Source organism: Pseudobutyrivibrio sp. JW11 (genome assembly GCF_900115355.1).
Lineage (GTDB): Bacteria > Bacillota > Clostridia > Lachnospirales > Lachnospiraceae > Pseudobutyrivibrio > Pseudobutyrivibrio ruminis.
Window position 1 is genome coordinate 15,573 of sequence record NZ_FOWB01000016.1, and the last position, 14,667, is coordinate 30,239.

Annotated in this window: 13 protein-coding genes; 11 read left to right on the top strand and 2 right to left on the bottom strand. The window is 43.3% G+C overall.

The window, feature by feature from the left end; genetic code table 11:
- Nucleotides 1-26: 26 nt before the first annotated feature.
- A complete protein-coding gene (locus BM102_RS11895; protein ID WP_242942936.1) occupies nucleotides 27-1,061 on the bottom strand; it encodes an aldose epimerase family protein in 1,035 nt (344 codons plus the stop codon).
- A gap of 156 nt (nucleotides 1,062-1,217) precedes the next feature.
- Here BM102_RS11895 and BM102_RS11900 point away from each other — a divergent pair, with 156 nt between their 5' ends.
- Both BM102_RS11900 and BM102_RS11905 read left to right on the top strand, forming a co-directional pair.
- Entirely contained in the window at nucleotides 1,218-3,419 is a 2,202-nt protein-coding gene (locus BM102_RS11900; protein WP_090482267.1) for a transglycosylase domain-containing protein, read from the top strand.
- A gap of 26 nt (nucleotides 3,420-3,445) precedes the next feature.
- On the top strand, nucleotides 3,446-4,384 hold the full coding sequence (locus tag BM102_RS11905) for an ROK family glucokinase (RefSeq protein ID WP_090395238.1): 939 nt from the start codon (nucleotides 3,446-3,448) through the stop codon (nucleotides 4,382-4,384).
- A gap of 58 nt (nucleotides 4,385-4,442) precedes the next feature.
- On the opposite strand, the gene BM102_RS11910 is transcribed toward BM102_RS11905, so the two are convergent.
- Entirely contained in the window at nucleotides 4,443-5,000 is a 558-nt protein-coding gene (locus BM102_RS11910; protein ID WP_090395239.1) for a TetR/AcrR family transcriptional regulator, read from the bottom strand.
- A 297-nt stretch (nucleotides 5,001-5,297) separates the two neighbouring features.
- Between BM102_RS11910 and BM102_RS11915 the strand changes: the two genes are divergently transcribed.
- The 9 genes from BM102_RS11915 (at nucleotide 5,298) to BM102_RS11950 (ending at nucleotide 14,662) form a co-directional block, all read left to right on the top strand.
- Entirely contained in the window at nucleotides 5,298-5,780 is a 483-nt protein-coding gene (locus tag BM102_RS11915) for a MarR family winged helix-turn-helix transcriptional regulator (protein ID WP_090482271.1), read from the top strand.
- A 2-nt stretch (nucleotides 5,781-5,782) separates the two neighbouring features.
- A complete protein-coding gene (locus tag BM102_RS11920; RefSeq protein WP_090482275.1) occupies nucleotides 5,783-7,546 on the top strand; it encodes an ABC transporter ATP-binding protein in 1,764 nt (587 codons plus the stop codon).
- On the top strand, nucleotides 7,546-9,456 hold the full coding sequence (locus tag BM102_RS11925) for an ABC transporter ATP-binding protein (RefSeq protein ID WP_090482278.1): 1,911 nt from the start codon (nucleotides 7,546-7,548) through the stop codon (nucleotides 9,454-9,456). Before BM102_RS11920 ends, BM102_RS11925 begins: the two co-directional genes overlap by 1 nt.
- A gap of 853 nt (nucleotides 9,457-10,309) precedes the next feature.
- Nucleotides 10,310-10,504, top strand: a complete 195-nt coding sequence (locus BM102_RS14210) for a hypothetical protein (protein WP_143085492.1) — start codon at nucleotides 10,310-10,312, stop codon at nucleotides 10,502-10,504.
- Between the two features lie 411 nt (nucleotides 10,505-10,915).
- Entirely contained in the window at nucleotides 10,916-11,701 is a 786-nt protein-coding gene (locus BM102_RS11935; protein WP_090482283.1) for a hypothetical protein, read from the top strand.
- Nucleotides 11,702-11,853: 152 nt separating this feature from the next.
- A complete protein-coding gene (locus BM102_RS11940; RefSeq protein ID WP_090482286.1) occupies nucleotides 11,854-12,426 on the top strand; it encodes a winged helix-turn-helix domain-containing protein in 573 nt (190 codons plus the stop codon).
- Nucleotides 12,427-12,478: 52 nt separating this feature from the next.
- On the top strand, nucleotides 12,479-13,759 hold the full coding sequence (locus BM102_RS11945; RefSeq protein WP_090482288.1) for an MFS transporter: 1,281 nt from the start codon (nucleotides 12,479-12,481) through the stop codon (nucleotides 13,757-13,759).
- Between the two features lie 122 nt (nucleotides 13,760-13,881).
- Nucleotides 13,882-14,046, top strand: a complete 165-nt coding sequence (locus BM102_RS14370; RefSeq protein WP_155952521.1) for an antitoxin VbhA family protein — start codon at nucleotides 13,882-13,884, stop codon at nucleotides 14,044-14,046.
- A 4-nt stretch (nucleotides 14,047-14,050) separates the two neighbouring features.
- Nucleotides 14,051-14,662 carry a Fic/DOC family protein gene (locus tag BM102_RS11950; protein WP_090482291.1) on the top strand — a complete coding sequence of 204 codons (612 nt, stop codon included), beginning with the start codon at nucleotides 14,051-14,053 and terminating at the stop codon, nucleotides 14,660-14,662.
- Nucleotides 14,663-14,667: the final 5 nt, after the last annotated feature.

Sequence of the window (14,667 nt, forward strand, 5' to 3'; positions counted from 1 at the left end):
CCTCCTCATATAGCTGCTTTCATTATCTAGATAAATTTATAAATTGTAGTTGAGTGAGCCTTCTGGCCTGCTTTGGCGATTGGCTGCTCAAATGTAGGTACGTTTACTGCATTTGGGAAGTACTGAGACTCGAAGCATACACCGAAGCGCTTGCCGTAAGGGCAGTCACCCTTGCCGATATGGCTGTCATCAAGGTAGTTACCAGCATAAAGCTGTACGCCAGGTAAATCAGTGTAAACTTCCATCTTTCTGCCGCTAGCAGGATCTTCAAGTGTGCAACTTGGCTTTGTAAGAGATGGATTGTTGAGGCAATAATTGTGGTCGAAACCGCCTGCCCAGTTGAGCTGATCGTAGTCAGCATCTGTATCCTGCTTGAGAGCCTTAGGAGTAGTGAAATCCATTGGAGTTCCCTTTACTTCACGGCATTCTCCGTGAGGAATAGACTCTGAATCTGTGTGAGTATATCTGTCAGCATCAATCCAAACGATGTGATCCATTACAGAACCTGAGTCATGTCCGTTCAAATTGAAGTAGCTGTGGTTAGTTGGGTTGAAGATTGTATCAACATCAGAAACCCCAGAATACTCAAGCTTTAATGAGTTGTCATCTCCAAGAGTGTATGTGATAGTGATATCCATTTCTCCTGGGAATCCGCACTCGCCGTCAGCCTTGTGACAAGTGAATGTGATATGGCTGTCATCTACAGACTCTACATTCCAGATGCGCTTGTGCATTGGATGGAAGCCTGAGTGAAGATTGTTCTTGCCGTCGTTGGCATCGAGCTTGTACTCAACACCATTTAAAGTAAATTTTGAATCGCCGATGCGGTTGCCATTAGGGCAGATGCAGCATCCAAATCCAGGAGAATTCTCAAAATAATCCTCAATATTGTCATATCCTAAAACAACATCTGTAAGAATTCCTTCCTTATCTGGAACCCAAAGCTCTAAAAGATTACAACCAAAATTCATGATTTTTGCCTGCATACCATTCTTATTGATAAGAGTATATGCAATCATGTCTTCGCCGTTTTTAGTAACGCCTACTTTTTCTTTTTCCACGATAAAAACCTCCCTATAAAATTAACTACACTAATGATAATTGTATGTGGTTTTTAATACAAGAGATACAAAATAATTAATCAATTTATAAAGGTAAAAATGTCAAAGAAATGACATTATGGTAATATATTTATATCAAAACAAGGCGGTCCGCGAATGAAGGCCAATAACAAGAAAATCTTTCGACTAATCAAACTTCAAATAGTACTGCTACTGCTGCTGGTTTCGGCCGTCACCTATTACTATGCCAGCGGTTATGCAGCTCAAGTCTCTGAGTTAAAATCAGAGGCTACTTCTCTTGTAAAAAAATCCACGGAAGATACATTCAGACAGATAGAAACCAGTGAAGTATACGATGCAAATGGCAACACAATTTCTGTGTTGAAGGGCGAAAAGGATGTGTACTACATCACTTACGATCAGATTCCGCAGAATGCAGTGAAGGCATTGGTTTCCATTGAGGATAAAAAGTTCTTTGAGCACAACGGTATCGATTATAAGGGAATCGCTAGAGCTCTTTACACAATGCTAAAGGATAAGGAAATCACACAGGGTGGTAGTACTATCACTCAGCAGCTGGCCAGAACAATCTTCCTCAGCAATGAAAAGACCTGGCAGCGTAAGGTGGAGGAGATATATATTGCATCAGAGCTTGAAAAGAAGTATTCCAAGGAACAGATATTAGAGTTCTATTTAAATAATGTTTATTTCGCCAATGGATATTATGGCATTGAGGCAGCAGCAAAGGGATATTTCAGCAAGGATATATCGGAGCTGACCCTTTCGGAAGTGTGTTATTTGCTTGCCATTCCAAACAGCCCAACCTACTACGACCCGGTAGTAAATCCGGAAAACACAATCACCAGACGCAATACAATATTGTCGTCGATGTTGAAGGACAAGGTAATCAGCGAGGCGACTTACACGTCAGCAGTCAACGAAGAAATCGTGCTGACAAGACCAGATAGTATCAAGAATAATTACGTAGAAACATACGCATATTACTGTGCAACCAGGGCACTGATGAAGGCAAATGGCTTCGAATTCAAGACAGAGTTTGACTCGGATGAAGAGGAGGAAGCCTACAACAGAGCATACGACGAAGCTTACAATCAGTGGAACACCACATTATTTACATCAGGATATCGAATCTACACATCAATAGATTTGAACATGCAAAATGAGCTGCAGGCGGCAATAGATTCCCACCTGGAGGATTTTACAGATGTGAACGAAGATGGCATCTATACCGTGCAATCCGCAGGAGTGTGCATTGATAACGAGACAGGTATGACCAAAGCAATAGTGGGAGGCCGTAGCCAGGACGTGACAGGCTACACATTAAACAGAGCCTACCAAAGCTTCCGTCAGCCAGGCAGCTCAATCAAGCCGCTTATTGTATACACACCAGCCATCGAAATGGGCTACACCCCAGACAGCAAAGTGATGGATGTGAAGACGGCGGATGGTCCGGAAAATGCAACAGGTACATACTCCGGAGAAATCACATTGCGCCAGGCTGTGGCTCAGTCAAAAAACACAGTTGCTTGGCAGCTATATTCAGAAGTGACACCACAAAAGGGAATCCAGTATCTGAAGAACCTGGGATTTTCCCACATAGAAGATGACGACTATGGCATGGCCGCATGCCTTGGAGGCCTCACAGTTGGCGTAAGTCCTTTGGAAATGGCAAAAGGATATGCCACTATCCAAAATGATGGCTACATGCGAGAGCCAGATTGCATTTTGCAAATCACTGATTCTGAGGGAGAGGTTCTTTACGAAGCCCAGGAAGAAGAGGTACAAGTTTACGAAGAAAATGCTGCCAGAACCATGACAGATATGCTACAATCGGTAGTGGCTGAGGGTACTGCCAGAGGCATCGACCTTGGTGAAATGCCGGCAGCAGGCAAAACTGGTACCACCAATGACAACCGCGATGGATGGTTCGTTGGCTATACCAGATATTACACCACAAGCATTTGGGTTGGTTCTGATCAGCCCAAGAAAATAGCGGGCTTGACTGGCTCATCTTACCCAGCTAAAATCTGGGAAGAATATATGAACACCATTCACGAAGGCCTGCTTCCTGCAGAGTTCAAAAAGCCAGTGGAATACATCGGCACAGAAGAGCAGCAGGACGAAGTGGAAACTGAGGAAGAGGGCGAATCAGAAGAAGAGCCATACGGCGTCTTCGACGAGGAAAATCCTGGGGAAACGCCTCAGGAGCCTAACACATACAAAATTATTACTGAGACTTTCGACGGCACGGAAGTGCCAGAGGGCGCAATACCAGATGGCGCCACAGATATAGAGATAACAACCACCACTGAAGAAGTGGAGGATCAGGTTGAATAGAAGTAATATGGAGGATTTTGAAAGAAATGGCAAAGTACGGATTTGGATTGGATCTGGGGGGAACAACATGTAAGTGCGGCTTATTCACAGCAGAGGGTGAGCTACTTGAGAAGTGGGAGGTTCCTACAGACACATCAAACGGCGGTGTAAACATCCTTAAGAATCTTGCACAGACAGTTGTTAAGAAGATGGATGAAAAGGGCATTGCTGCTGACGATGTAGCAGGTGTTGGTATCGGAATTCCTGGACCTGTATCAGATGACGGTGTTGTAAACCGTTGCGTAAACCTTGGTTGGGGCGTATTCAATGTAGAGAAGGAATTCTCTGAGTGCCTCGGCGGTCTCAAGGTTAAGGCTGGTAACGATGCAAACGTTGCAGCACTTGGTGAAGCTTGGATGGGAGCTGCAAAGGAATATTCAAGCTCAGTTATGGTTACTCTTGGTACTGGTGTTGGCGGTGGCGTTATCATCAACGATGATATCATCAGTGGTGCAGCAGGTGCAGCAGGAGAAATCGGTCACATCAGAGTAAATTACACAGAGGAAAACACTTGTGGTTGCGGCAATCACGGATGTCTTGAGCAGTATTGCTCAGCAACAGGTATTGCTCGTCTTGCAAAGATTCGTCTTGCTCAGAATGATGATGCAAGCAGCCTTAGAGATGTAGAAACACTTGATGCAAAGGCTGTTTTCGATGAGGCAAAGAAGGGCGACGTAGTTGCAAAGGAAATCGCAAGACGCGCTTGCGAATACTTGGCACAGGGCCTTCAGGTAATCTCTTGTGTAGTAAACCCAGAAGCCTTCGTTATCGGCGGTGGCGTTTCAAAGGCTGGCCAGTATCTTGTTGATGAAGTAGAATACAGATTCAATCAAATCGCATTCCACGGCTGCAAGAGCACAAAAATCGTTCTCGCATCACTTGGAAACGATGCTGGTATCTACGGCGCAATGAAGCTTATCCTTTAATTAGAAATAAAGCATACAAAAAGGCAGGTCATTACGACCTGCCTTTAATAATGCATATTTATTTTTTAATAACGCCAGCGTATCCCTTGCCAACAAGAACACTTGCAACATCTGTAAGTGTCTTGAATTCTACGTCGCGGCCACTTGCCAACCAATCCTTGTAAATAGATGTGATTGCCTTTGTGTATGAACGTACAATTGAAGGATGCTCAGTCTGGTTGAAGAACTTAGAAAATTCGTCACTGTTCAAAACCTTATCTACAACTGCATTGTAGAAGAATGAATATGACTCATCGCACATAAGCTTCTTCTGAACCTTGCTGCATGACTCAAGATATTTGTAGAAGTATGTGATACATCCACTAAGGTCCATATCTAATGCATACTTTCCAATGTGCTCTAATAAGTCTGAAGAAACCTCTTCTTCAATTTCATCAATCAAATCATCTAAAGATGTATAGTGAAGATAAAATGTCTTTCTGTTGATTCCTGCTCTTTCTGTAAGATCGGTAATTGAGATTTCACGATAGTCACGTGCTAGTACGAGTTCGTTAAATGACTTTCTAATTGCGGTAAGAGTTCTTCTTACACGTAAATCTTTGCTTCGTTCTCTCATGTTATACTCCTTTTCTTATTAATTACTTCCCTAAGGCGGATTAAGCAATAAATCCATTCTCTAACGTTTAGTACTCCCCTATTCAAGTCCTATCATTATGTCTATTGTCTACTATACCACGGATGAGGTCGCTCGTGGACTTTTTAATAGAATTTTAATATTTTTTTTGTTGCTTGGACACAATTTAGAGTGTATAATGCAAATTGTCCGAAACCGAATTGTCCGAAACCGAACATTCCGAAGTCGGACATTCCCAAAGCAAATTAAAGAAAGAAATTATAGAGGAAAGGAGAAAAAATGTGTGCAAAAGAATTTGACCAAAAGACACATATAGGTTTTTTGTGCGGAAGCATAGGTCGTGAGGTTAAAGACGCTATTAACAGAGGCGCCAGCGACAACAAAATGGATCTTTGCACTACCAAAAACGGATGGCTAATTGGTTATTTCGTCAGACAGAAAGAGCCTATTTTCCAAAAAGATTTGGAAAAGATTTTCCATTTCCCTAAATCTACATTGGCAGATATGATTCAGACCCTGGAGCGAGATGGCTTGATTGCCAAGGTCCCAGTAGATGGTGACGGACGCAAAAAGCAAATCGTTGTTACAGACAAGGGAATGGAATTCAATCATCTTATAGAGAATCAGATTCTAGAAGTTGAAGAATACGTAACAAAGGATATCTCTGAAGAAGAAATCGCCACTGTGATTCGCGTCCTTGAAAAGATGCAGCAAAACGCTAGGGAATATAAATCTTACGTAGAATTAAAGAAGGAGGATTAAATTTGGTAAAGAGATTATTACAGGAAACAAAAGAATACACCGCAGCAGCACTAGCAACTCCTGTTTTTATGATTCTTGAAGTAGCAATGGAAATGATAATTCCACTTCTTGTAGCAGATTTAGTAGACAAAGGTGTTGAAGCGGGCAACATGAGCGAGATTTACCGAATCGGTGGATACATGCTCATTTGCGCAGTTGTAGGTTTATTTGGTGGTGTAATGGGAGCTGTTTACGGAAGTAAGGCTTCTGCAGGCTTGGCAAAAAACCTTAGAAAGAAGATGTTTGAAAACATTCAGACCTTCTCATTTGAAAATATCGATAAGTTCTCAACAGCAGGACTTGTTACACGTCTTACAACAGACGTAACAAACGTACAGAACGCATTTATCATGGTTCTTAGAATGGGATTCAGAGCACCAGTTACAGTTATCGTTGCTATGATTCTTTCTTTCAGAATCAATGTACATATTGCATCGAACTTCTTTATTGCAATGGTCATCATTCTTGCATTCATGACTTTTGTACTTATCAAAACAAGACCATTATTCGAGATTCTTATGAAGAAGTACGATGACTTGAACGCATCTGTACAGGAAAATGTCACAGGTATCAGAGTTGTAAAGGCTTACGTTCGTGAGGCATTTGAAAAGACAAAATTCGTCAAGGGCAGCCAGGGCATCTACAAGGCAGCAACAGCTGCAGAAAAAATGATCGCCTTCACAATGCCAATGATGAGTGCAGTTATTTATGTATGTATCATCCTTATAAGCTGGTTTGGTGCCCATGAGATTGTTATCGAGGGCACACTTACAACTGGTGAGCTTGTTTCGTTATTCTCATACTGCATGAACATTCTTACATCACTCATGTTCTTCGCTATGATTTTCATCATGGTTACAATGTCAATAGCCAGCATGAAACGTATATATGAAGTACTTGAGGAAAAGACAACAATCACAAATGGTGAGAATCCAATCTATGAAGTGCCAGATGGATCAATCCAGTTCAAGGATGTTGTCTTCGGATACAACAAAACAGCAGAACGCCCAGTACTCGACCACATCAATCTTCAGATTAACTCTGGCGAGACAATCGGCGTACTTGGTGGAACAGGTTCAGCAAAGACTACTCTTGTTTCAATGATTTCACGTCTTTACGATGTGGATGAGGGTGAAGTTCTTGTAGGTGGCAACAACGTTAAGGATTACGATGTTGAGACAATTCGTAATCAGGTTGCCGTAGTTCTTCAGAACAACGTACTTTTCTCTGGAACAATCGCTGAAAACCTTCGTTGGGGCGACAAAGATGCAACAGACGAGGAAGTAAAGCGTGCAGCAAAGCTTGCTTGCGCAGACGAATTCATCGAGAAGTTCCCAGATGGCTACAACACACACATCGAGCAGGGTGGTACAAACGTATCAGGTGGACAGCGCCAGAGACTTTGTATTGCAAGAGCTCTTCTTAAGAAGCCAAAGATTCTTATCCTTGATGACTCTACATCAGCAGTAGATACAGCTACAGATGCAAGCATCCGCCGTGCTTTCCGCGAGGAAATCCCTGGTACAACAAAGCTTATCATCGCACAGCGTATCTCATCTGTTATGGATGCTGACAGAATCATCGTTATGGATGATGGTAAGGTCAACGACTTCGGTACTCACGAAGAGTTGATGGCTAGAAATGAGATTTATAAGGAAATCTATGAGCAGCAGACAGGCGCCGGTAGCGGCGACTTTGACAAGGCTCAGGAAGGAGGCGAGGACTAATGGCTAGAGGACCACAACCAGGATCAATTCCTAAACTGACAAAAGAGCAGAAGGCCGCAAGACGAGGAGTTCTCGGCCGCCTTGTTAAATATGTAGGAAGCAGATACCCAGCACAGCTTGTGCTTGTTATTATCTGCATCTTCCTTTCAGTAATCTGCAATGCAAAGGGAACAGCCTTCATGCAGGAGCTGATTGATTCATATATTTTGCCAATGATACAGACAGGCAGCACAGATTTTGGACCACTTGCAGATGCTATCAAGACATTGATTGGATACTATGCAGTTGGTATCATCGCAATGTTCTCATACAACTTTATTATGATTTTCGTTGCCCAGGGCTCACTTAGAGACTTGAGAAACGAGATGTTTGAGAAGATGGAGGATTTACCAATCCGCTACTTCGACACACACGCACACGGCGATATCATGTCTGTTTACACAAACGATATTGACACACTTCGCCAGATGATTTCACAGAGCTTCCCACAGATGTTCAATAGTGCAATCACCATCGTTACAGTATTTGTTTACATGCTGATGATGTCACCAACCCTTACAGGCGTGACAATCGTAATGATTGCTTTGATTACTCTTGTTACAAAGACACTTGCTGGTACATCTGGAAGATACTTCCGCAAGCAGCAGAAGGCCCTTGGTGCAGTAAATGGTAACATCGAGGAAATCATGAACGGACAGAAGGTCGTTAAGGTATTCTGTCACGAAGAAGAGGTAATGGAGAAGTTCAACGGACTTAACGAGGAGCTTTTCGAGAACGCTTATCGTGCAAATAGACTTGCAAACTGTTTAGGACCAGTAAACATGCAGCTTGGTAATGTAAACTACGTTATCTGCGCAGTTGTTGGTGGAACACTTGCCCTCAACGGATGGACAGGACTTACACTTGGAGCGCTTGTTTCATTCCTTCAGTTTACTCGTTCATTTATCATGCCGATCCAGCAGGTATCACAGCAGTTCCAGTCAATCGTTCTTGCTATGGCCGGCGCTGAGCGTGTATTCGAGCTTATCGACCAGGTACCAGAGACAGACGATGGCTACGTAATGCTTGTTAATGCAAGAGAAGAGAATGGCGAAATTGTTGAGTGCGAAGAGCGTACAGGAATGTGGGCTTGGAAGCACTTCCACAAGGCAGAAGGTACAACAACTTATCAGAAGCTTGAAGGTGATATCGTCTTTGACGACGTAGACTTCGCCTACAATCCGGACAAGACTGTCCTTCACAACATTAAGCTTTTCGCAACACCAGGCCAGAAGATTGCCTTCGTTGGTGCAACCGGTGCCGGAAAGACAACTATCACAAACCTTATCAACAGATTCTACGATATCGCTGATGGAAAGATTCGTTATGACGGAATCAACATCAACAAGATCAAGAAGGCTGACCTTCGCCGCTCACTTGGTATCGTACTTCAGGATACACATTTGTTTACAGGCACAATCGCTGACAACATCCGCTACGGTAAGCTTGATGCTACTGAAGAGGAAGTTATTGCAGCAGCAAAGCTTGCCAATGCAGATGGCTTCATCCGTAGATTGCCTCAGGGTTACGATACAGTAATCAAGGGCGACGGCGGCAACCTTTCACAGGGCCAGCGTCAGCTCCTTGCAATCGCCCGTGCAGCTATCGCAGATCCACCAGTACTTATTCTTGACGAGGCTACTTCATCAATCGATACTCGTACAGAGAAAATCGTGCAGGACGGTATGGACAAGCTTATGCACGGCCGTACAACATTTGTTATTGCCCATCGTCTTTCTACAATCAGAAACTCTGATTGCATCATGGTTCTCGACCAGGGACGCATCATCGAGCGCGGTAACCATGAAGAGCTTATCCAGGAAGGCGGTAAGTACTACCAGCTTTATACTGGTAAGATTCAGAATGCGTAAAGCTTTGGAATTTGGGCTGCCTCAGGCCTGGTTTCAGGCTGAGTGAGTTGAATAGATTTTGAACCCTTCGCGGTGCTTCGGCGCTGCGGAGGGTTTTTTGTTGTGCAGGGGAGTGTAGTTCGTGGCGCATTTGGCTGTGTGGGGGAAATAGGCCTGATTTTGGATGCTGGTGATTATCGGCTATATTGGTTGACAAGTTTGATTTCAGCAGGTATAGTATCAAACGAGTTTTTGAAAGATTTGTTTTCATATAACAATCTAATTTGTGGGTTCATGTATCGAACCCGAAATCCCATTAATACTTTAAATTGAATCAAGTCATCGTAGATATACTCTCAGTCTGCCCGCACCAAGCGGCGGCCTGAGGGAATGGGCTTTTCGCTTGTGCCCGTTAGTATTTTGGCTGGAAGCAGGTTGGGGATTCTCAGAGGTGGATACTCGCCGGTGATGGTTGATTCAGGTTGAGAAGGTTGGAATAGACAAAATAGGCATTTTTTGCGGCGCGCTATGTTGAGAAGGAGTAATAGGGAAAGATTCTTGCTGTTAAGAGAGGGGCTGCAACCTGGTATAGCTGAAAATAGGTGTGCCGGCACCCGAATGATGCTCGAAAACACGAAGAAATAGAGCAAGGTGGGCTTTACGTGTCCGGAAAGAGTCGAGAAGACACGAAGAAAGAGAGAAAGCTGGAATCTACGTGTCAGAGAGGAGGCCTGGAGACACGAAGAAGTAGAGAAGAGGGAGATTTACGTGTCCAAGAAGAGAATGGGAGACACGAAGAAATGAGGAAAGCTGGAATCTACGTGTCTAGGAAGAGACCGGAAGACACGAAGAAAAGAGGAAAGAGAGAATTTACGTGTCTGAGAAGAGCATGGGAGACACGAAAAAATGGGAAAAGAGTGTATTTACGTGTCAGAGAGGCGGCCTGAAGACACGAAGAAATGAGGAAAGCTGGAATTTACGTGTCTGGGAAGAGGATGGGAGACACGAAGAAATGGGGAAAGAGGTAATTTACGTGTCTAAGAAGAGCATGGAAGACACGAAGAAGTAGAGAAGTGGGAGATTTACGTGTCTAAGGAGCGCATGGGAGACACGAAGAAATGAGGGAAGAGGTAATTTACGTGTCTAAGAAGAGGCCTGAAGACACGAAGAAATGAGGAAAGAGTGAATTTACGTGTCAGAGGAGAGCATGGGAGACACGAAGAAATGAGGAAAGCTGGAGTTTACGTGTCAGAGGAGAGGCGAGAAGACACGAAGAAATGAGGAAAGCTGGAATTTACGTGTCCGAGAAGAGGCTTGGAGACACGAAGAAGTAAGAAAAGCAGGGGTTTATGTGTCAGCAGAGCGCGCAGAAGACACGAAGAAAATGAGAAAGTAAGAATCTACGTGTCGGAGCAAAGTAAAGGAGACACGTAGAACAAAGAAAAAGTAGGATTTACGTGTGAAAAAGGAGCAAGAGGATATGAAAAAGTTTTATGAAGAGTTAACGGAATTAAAGAGTGTATTAAATCAAATTGAGAAACTTGAAAATAAGAATATGAATATAGATGGTCAAACTATTAGCTTTTCCAAGCGAAAAAGTGGCTACCAGTACTACATATACCACTCAGATGGAAGCCGCACTTATGTAAAGAAAAGTGATTTGGATATTATCAAGAATATGGCGCAGCAGGAGTACTATCGAGATTTGAAAGAAGCTGTGACTAGGCAAATAAGAGCGCTGGAGCAGTTCCTGGCTGACTATAACGCGGAGACAATAAATAAAGTATACGAGAATCGAAGCCACGCGAAGCAGATTCTGATAGAGCCGCTAATCCAGCCGGATGCAGAGTTTATCCAGCAGTGGTATCAACAGAATCCGGGAAATCAGAATCCATTCCCTGAAAATGGGAAATATATAACTGACAAGGGCGAGTATGTAAGGTCAAAGTCGGAGAAGATTTTGGCGGATATGTTTTACAAGCACAATGTGCCATATCAGTACGAGCCGGCACTTAAGCTTAAATCGGGAAGGACGGTATACCCGGACTTTGTTTTGCTTAATACAAAAGAGAGGAAGACATATTACTGGGAGCACTTGGGGCTGGCAGCAGAAGATGACTATGCGAGCAAGAATCTGGAGAAGATTAACATGTATGAGAAAAATGGAGTTGTTGCAGGAGAGAATCTATTGATTTCTATGGAGACAGAGTTCTCTTCGCTGGATATCAAACAAATTGAGCAGAAAATTAAAGAGAAGTTAGTGTAATCAAATAGAAAAAAATAATTGACGTTACATAAAATGTAACGTATAATTTGTGATAATCAAAGCAGGAAAGAATCAAGTAAATATAAAGTTAATACAACTATTGAATCAACAATACGGAGAATGATCAAGATAGATAAAACAGGGGGATAACATTGAAAGAAATAATCCTTGATACACCAGAAAAGAACAAAATCTATATGAATCCACAGCGCCAGAGGTTGATTCGCTTGATGCAGGTTAGCGGGGAGGCGATGACTCCAAAGCAGCTGTCGAAAGAGCTCGGGATATCACCTTCGGCGGCCACAGCCCACATCAAAAAGCTGGAAAGCCTGGGGGTACTGAGGCTTGATCACACGAAAAAGATAAATGGAATCACAGCCAAGTACTATGCGCTGGAGGATGTGAACATCTCCCTGAAAACTAATGAACAGCAGGATGATAGCGTAGTAAATGAGCAGGAAGTGTTCCTAAACTACATGATGAATGAAAACTGGAAGGGGTTCCTAGAATATAAGAGAAATCTTTGGGCTAGAGGCGAGAAAACTACAGACGTACATGCACCGGTCACGGGAGATGTGATAAGTTCAGTAGCATTCCTTACAGATGAAGATGCCGCAGAGCTGAAGAACTATATAATTGATTTCCTAGCGGCCCACGCCGATAAACAACCAAATACTAAGCCATGGAGCACAACACTCCTGGCCTACCCAGTAGACAAGAAGTAAAACTCGGGAGCAAAACCAGAACTGTAAACAGCACACACAACGAGGTAGAGACATGAAAATTTTAACACAGTACAAAGGATTGACGAGGGCAAATTATGCATTAGCAATTGGAAGAATGGTCACAAACATGGGTGCCATGATTATGCCGATGCTAACGCTGATATTGAACCAGAAGTTTGGGCTGTCTGCATCTAAGACAGCCTTATGGATAATGCTAGCGGGCCTGATTAACCTACCAGCGAATCTGATCGGTGGCCAGCTGGCGGATAGAATCAGCAAGAAAGCAATGATAATTGCTTGCGACTTGGTATCCATAACTATTTATCTTATCTGTGGAGTAAAGGCCTTCAATTTTGCATCCTTCATTATGATAATGGTGGCAAGCTTTTTCCAGACAATCGAAGGCCCAGCCTATAGCGCGCTGGTGGCCCTTGTTACCCCACCGGGCAAGGAGGATAAAGCCTTTTCCATCCAGTACATGGGCGCAAATGTGGGCTTCATTTTGGCTCCAATCATCGGAGGCTTCCTGTTCAACAATTACCTGTGGCTATGCTTTATCATCGACGCTGTTACAATTGCAATGTCCACAGTGCTGATTATTCTGTTTGTAGATGAAAAAGGATACCAGACAGAAGAAGCAGAAACTACAACAAACAAAGCACCAGCAACCCAGGTAACTCCAGCAACCCAGATAAACCCAGCAGCTAAAGGTTTCATCAGCATGCTCATAAAAACCAACAAGCCTGTAATCCTTTTCATGCTGGCCTTCGCCCTGTACGAAGGTGGTTACAGCCAGTTCTCGTACCTGATGCCAATCGACTTCGCCAAGTATCACGGAGATATGGGAGCTACCATCTACGGAACAGTAATGAGCGTAAGCTGCTTCCTGGTAGTCATCCTGACACCGATAATAACTCAAATAGTTGAATCAAGAAGCAACCAATGGAAGTTGGTTGCCGGAGTGGCCGCTCAAATCCTTAGTTTTGGCGTATTTCTAGTAAGCCTTGGCCATATTCCAGCCTACTATATCGCCATCGCAATCTTCATTGTGGGAGAGATTCTTACCATGCTTTGCTTCTCGCCATATATTGTGCAAGCAGTTGGGCCAGAGTACAGGGGCCGAGCATTTGGTTGGGTGAGCTTCCTGGGGGCAGTGGCCAGCGGTTATGTCATGTGGTACTCAGGCAGATATGTGGATGCAAACGACGATAGAAATGCCTGGATTTTCACCATCGTCATCTGCGTGGTAGCCCTCGCTCTATCGATTTTGCTTGATTTCGTCACCAAAACCAGGCCACAAACCGAAAAAGGCTGCCCAAACAGTCAGTTATAAACCATAACAAAACAATTAAAAAATGTGATATAATAGAGCCATAGATTAACCACCAATTAACAGTCGTTTCGGAATAATAGGTGAAAAATATGGTTTTTAATCCGATAAATAAGGAGAGATTAATGTCTACAGATGAGAAGATAGCTAGCGTCTCTGCCTCGTTTGCAATGGAGGACATGATACTCACACCGCAGGAGCTTGAACGCGGGAGAATGATCATTGAAAAAGAGATTGATGTGGAAGATGTAGTCCGCGAGATTACATCTAGGTATGTTTCAGTAGGATAAGCCTATGATGGATGAATATTACCGCTATGAGTACGAGGATAACGGTCAGTATTGTTATCCTCACACTCACATTCTCAAAAACAAACTTGATATACACGACAAGGAGCAGCTCTTCAAAGCAGAGCAGGAGCTTAGCTCCGCGCGGTACTTTGAAATCAGCCAGCGCCCAATTCCTGGAGATTTTTCTTTGCAACATCTTTGTGCCATTCACAGGTACTTGTTCCAGGATATTTACGAGTGGGCTGGCAAGATTCGCACCGTGGATATTTCAAAGGGCACGATCTTTTGCCTGACGCAATTCATTGAAATAGAATTTAAAAAGGTTCACGATTGGATTATTGCCAATAATTACCTGAAAGATATAGATGATAAAGAAGTGATGGCGAAAAAGCTGGCCTATCTGATTGGCGAGATAAACATGATTCATCCTTTCCGAGAAGGCAACGGCCGCGCCCAGCGCGTATTCATCGAATACATCTGCAAAAACAGCAATCACTTTGATATAGATTTTTCTAAAACAACTAAAAATGACATGATTCTGGCCAGCAAAGAAAGCTCCGTCCTGAACTACGGTCCATTCGAGGAGCTTTTGTATAAATGCCTGGTAGAAATATAATTCTA

What these genes read in the sequence shown, in the direction of transcription:
- BM102_RS11900 (WP_090482267.1), top strand. Translation starts at nt 1,218, where the DNA reads ATGAAGGCCAATAACAAGAAAATCTTTCGACTAATCAAACTTCAAATA.
- BM102_RS11905 (WP_090395238.1), top strand. Translation starts at nt 3,446, where the DNA reads ATGGCAAAGTACGGATTTGGATTGGATCTGGGGGGAACAACATGTAAG.
- BM102_RS11910 (WP_090395239.1), bottom strand. Translation starts at nt 5,000, where the DNA reads ATGAGAGAACGAAGCAAAGATTTACGTGTAAGAAGAACTCTTACCGCA.
- BM102_RS11915 (WP_090482271.1), top strand. Translation starts at nt 5,298, where the DNA reads ATGTGTGCAAAAGAATTTGACCAAAAGACACATATAGGTTTTTTGTGC.
- BM102_RS11925 (WP_090482278.1), top strand. Translation starts at nt 7,546, where the DNA reads ATGGCTAGAGGACCACAACCAGGATCAATTCCTAAACTGACAAAAGAG.
- BM102_RS11935 (WP_090482283.1), top strand. Translation starts at nt 10,916, where the DNA reads ATGAAAAAGTTTTATGAAGAGTTAACGGAATTAAAGAGTGTATTAAAT.
- BM102_RS11945 (WP_090482288.1), top strand. Translation starts at nt 12,479, where the DNA reads ATGAAAATTTTAACACAGTACAAAGGATTGACGAGGGCAAATTATGCA.
- BM102_RS14370 (WP_155952521.1), top strand. Translation starts at nt 13,882, where the DNA reads ATGTCTACAGATGAGAAGATAGCTAGCGTCTCTGCCTCGTTTGCAATG.
- BM102_RS11950 (WP_090482291.1), top strand. Translation starts at nt 14,051, where the DNA reads ATGATGGATGAATATTACCGCTATGAGTACGAGGATAACGGTCAGTAT.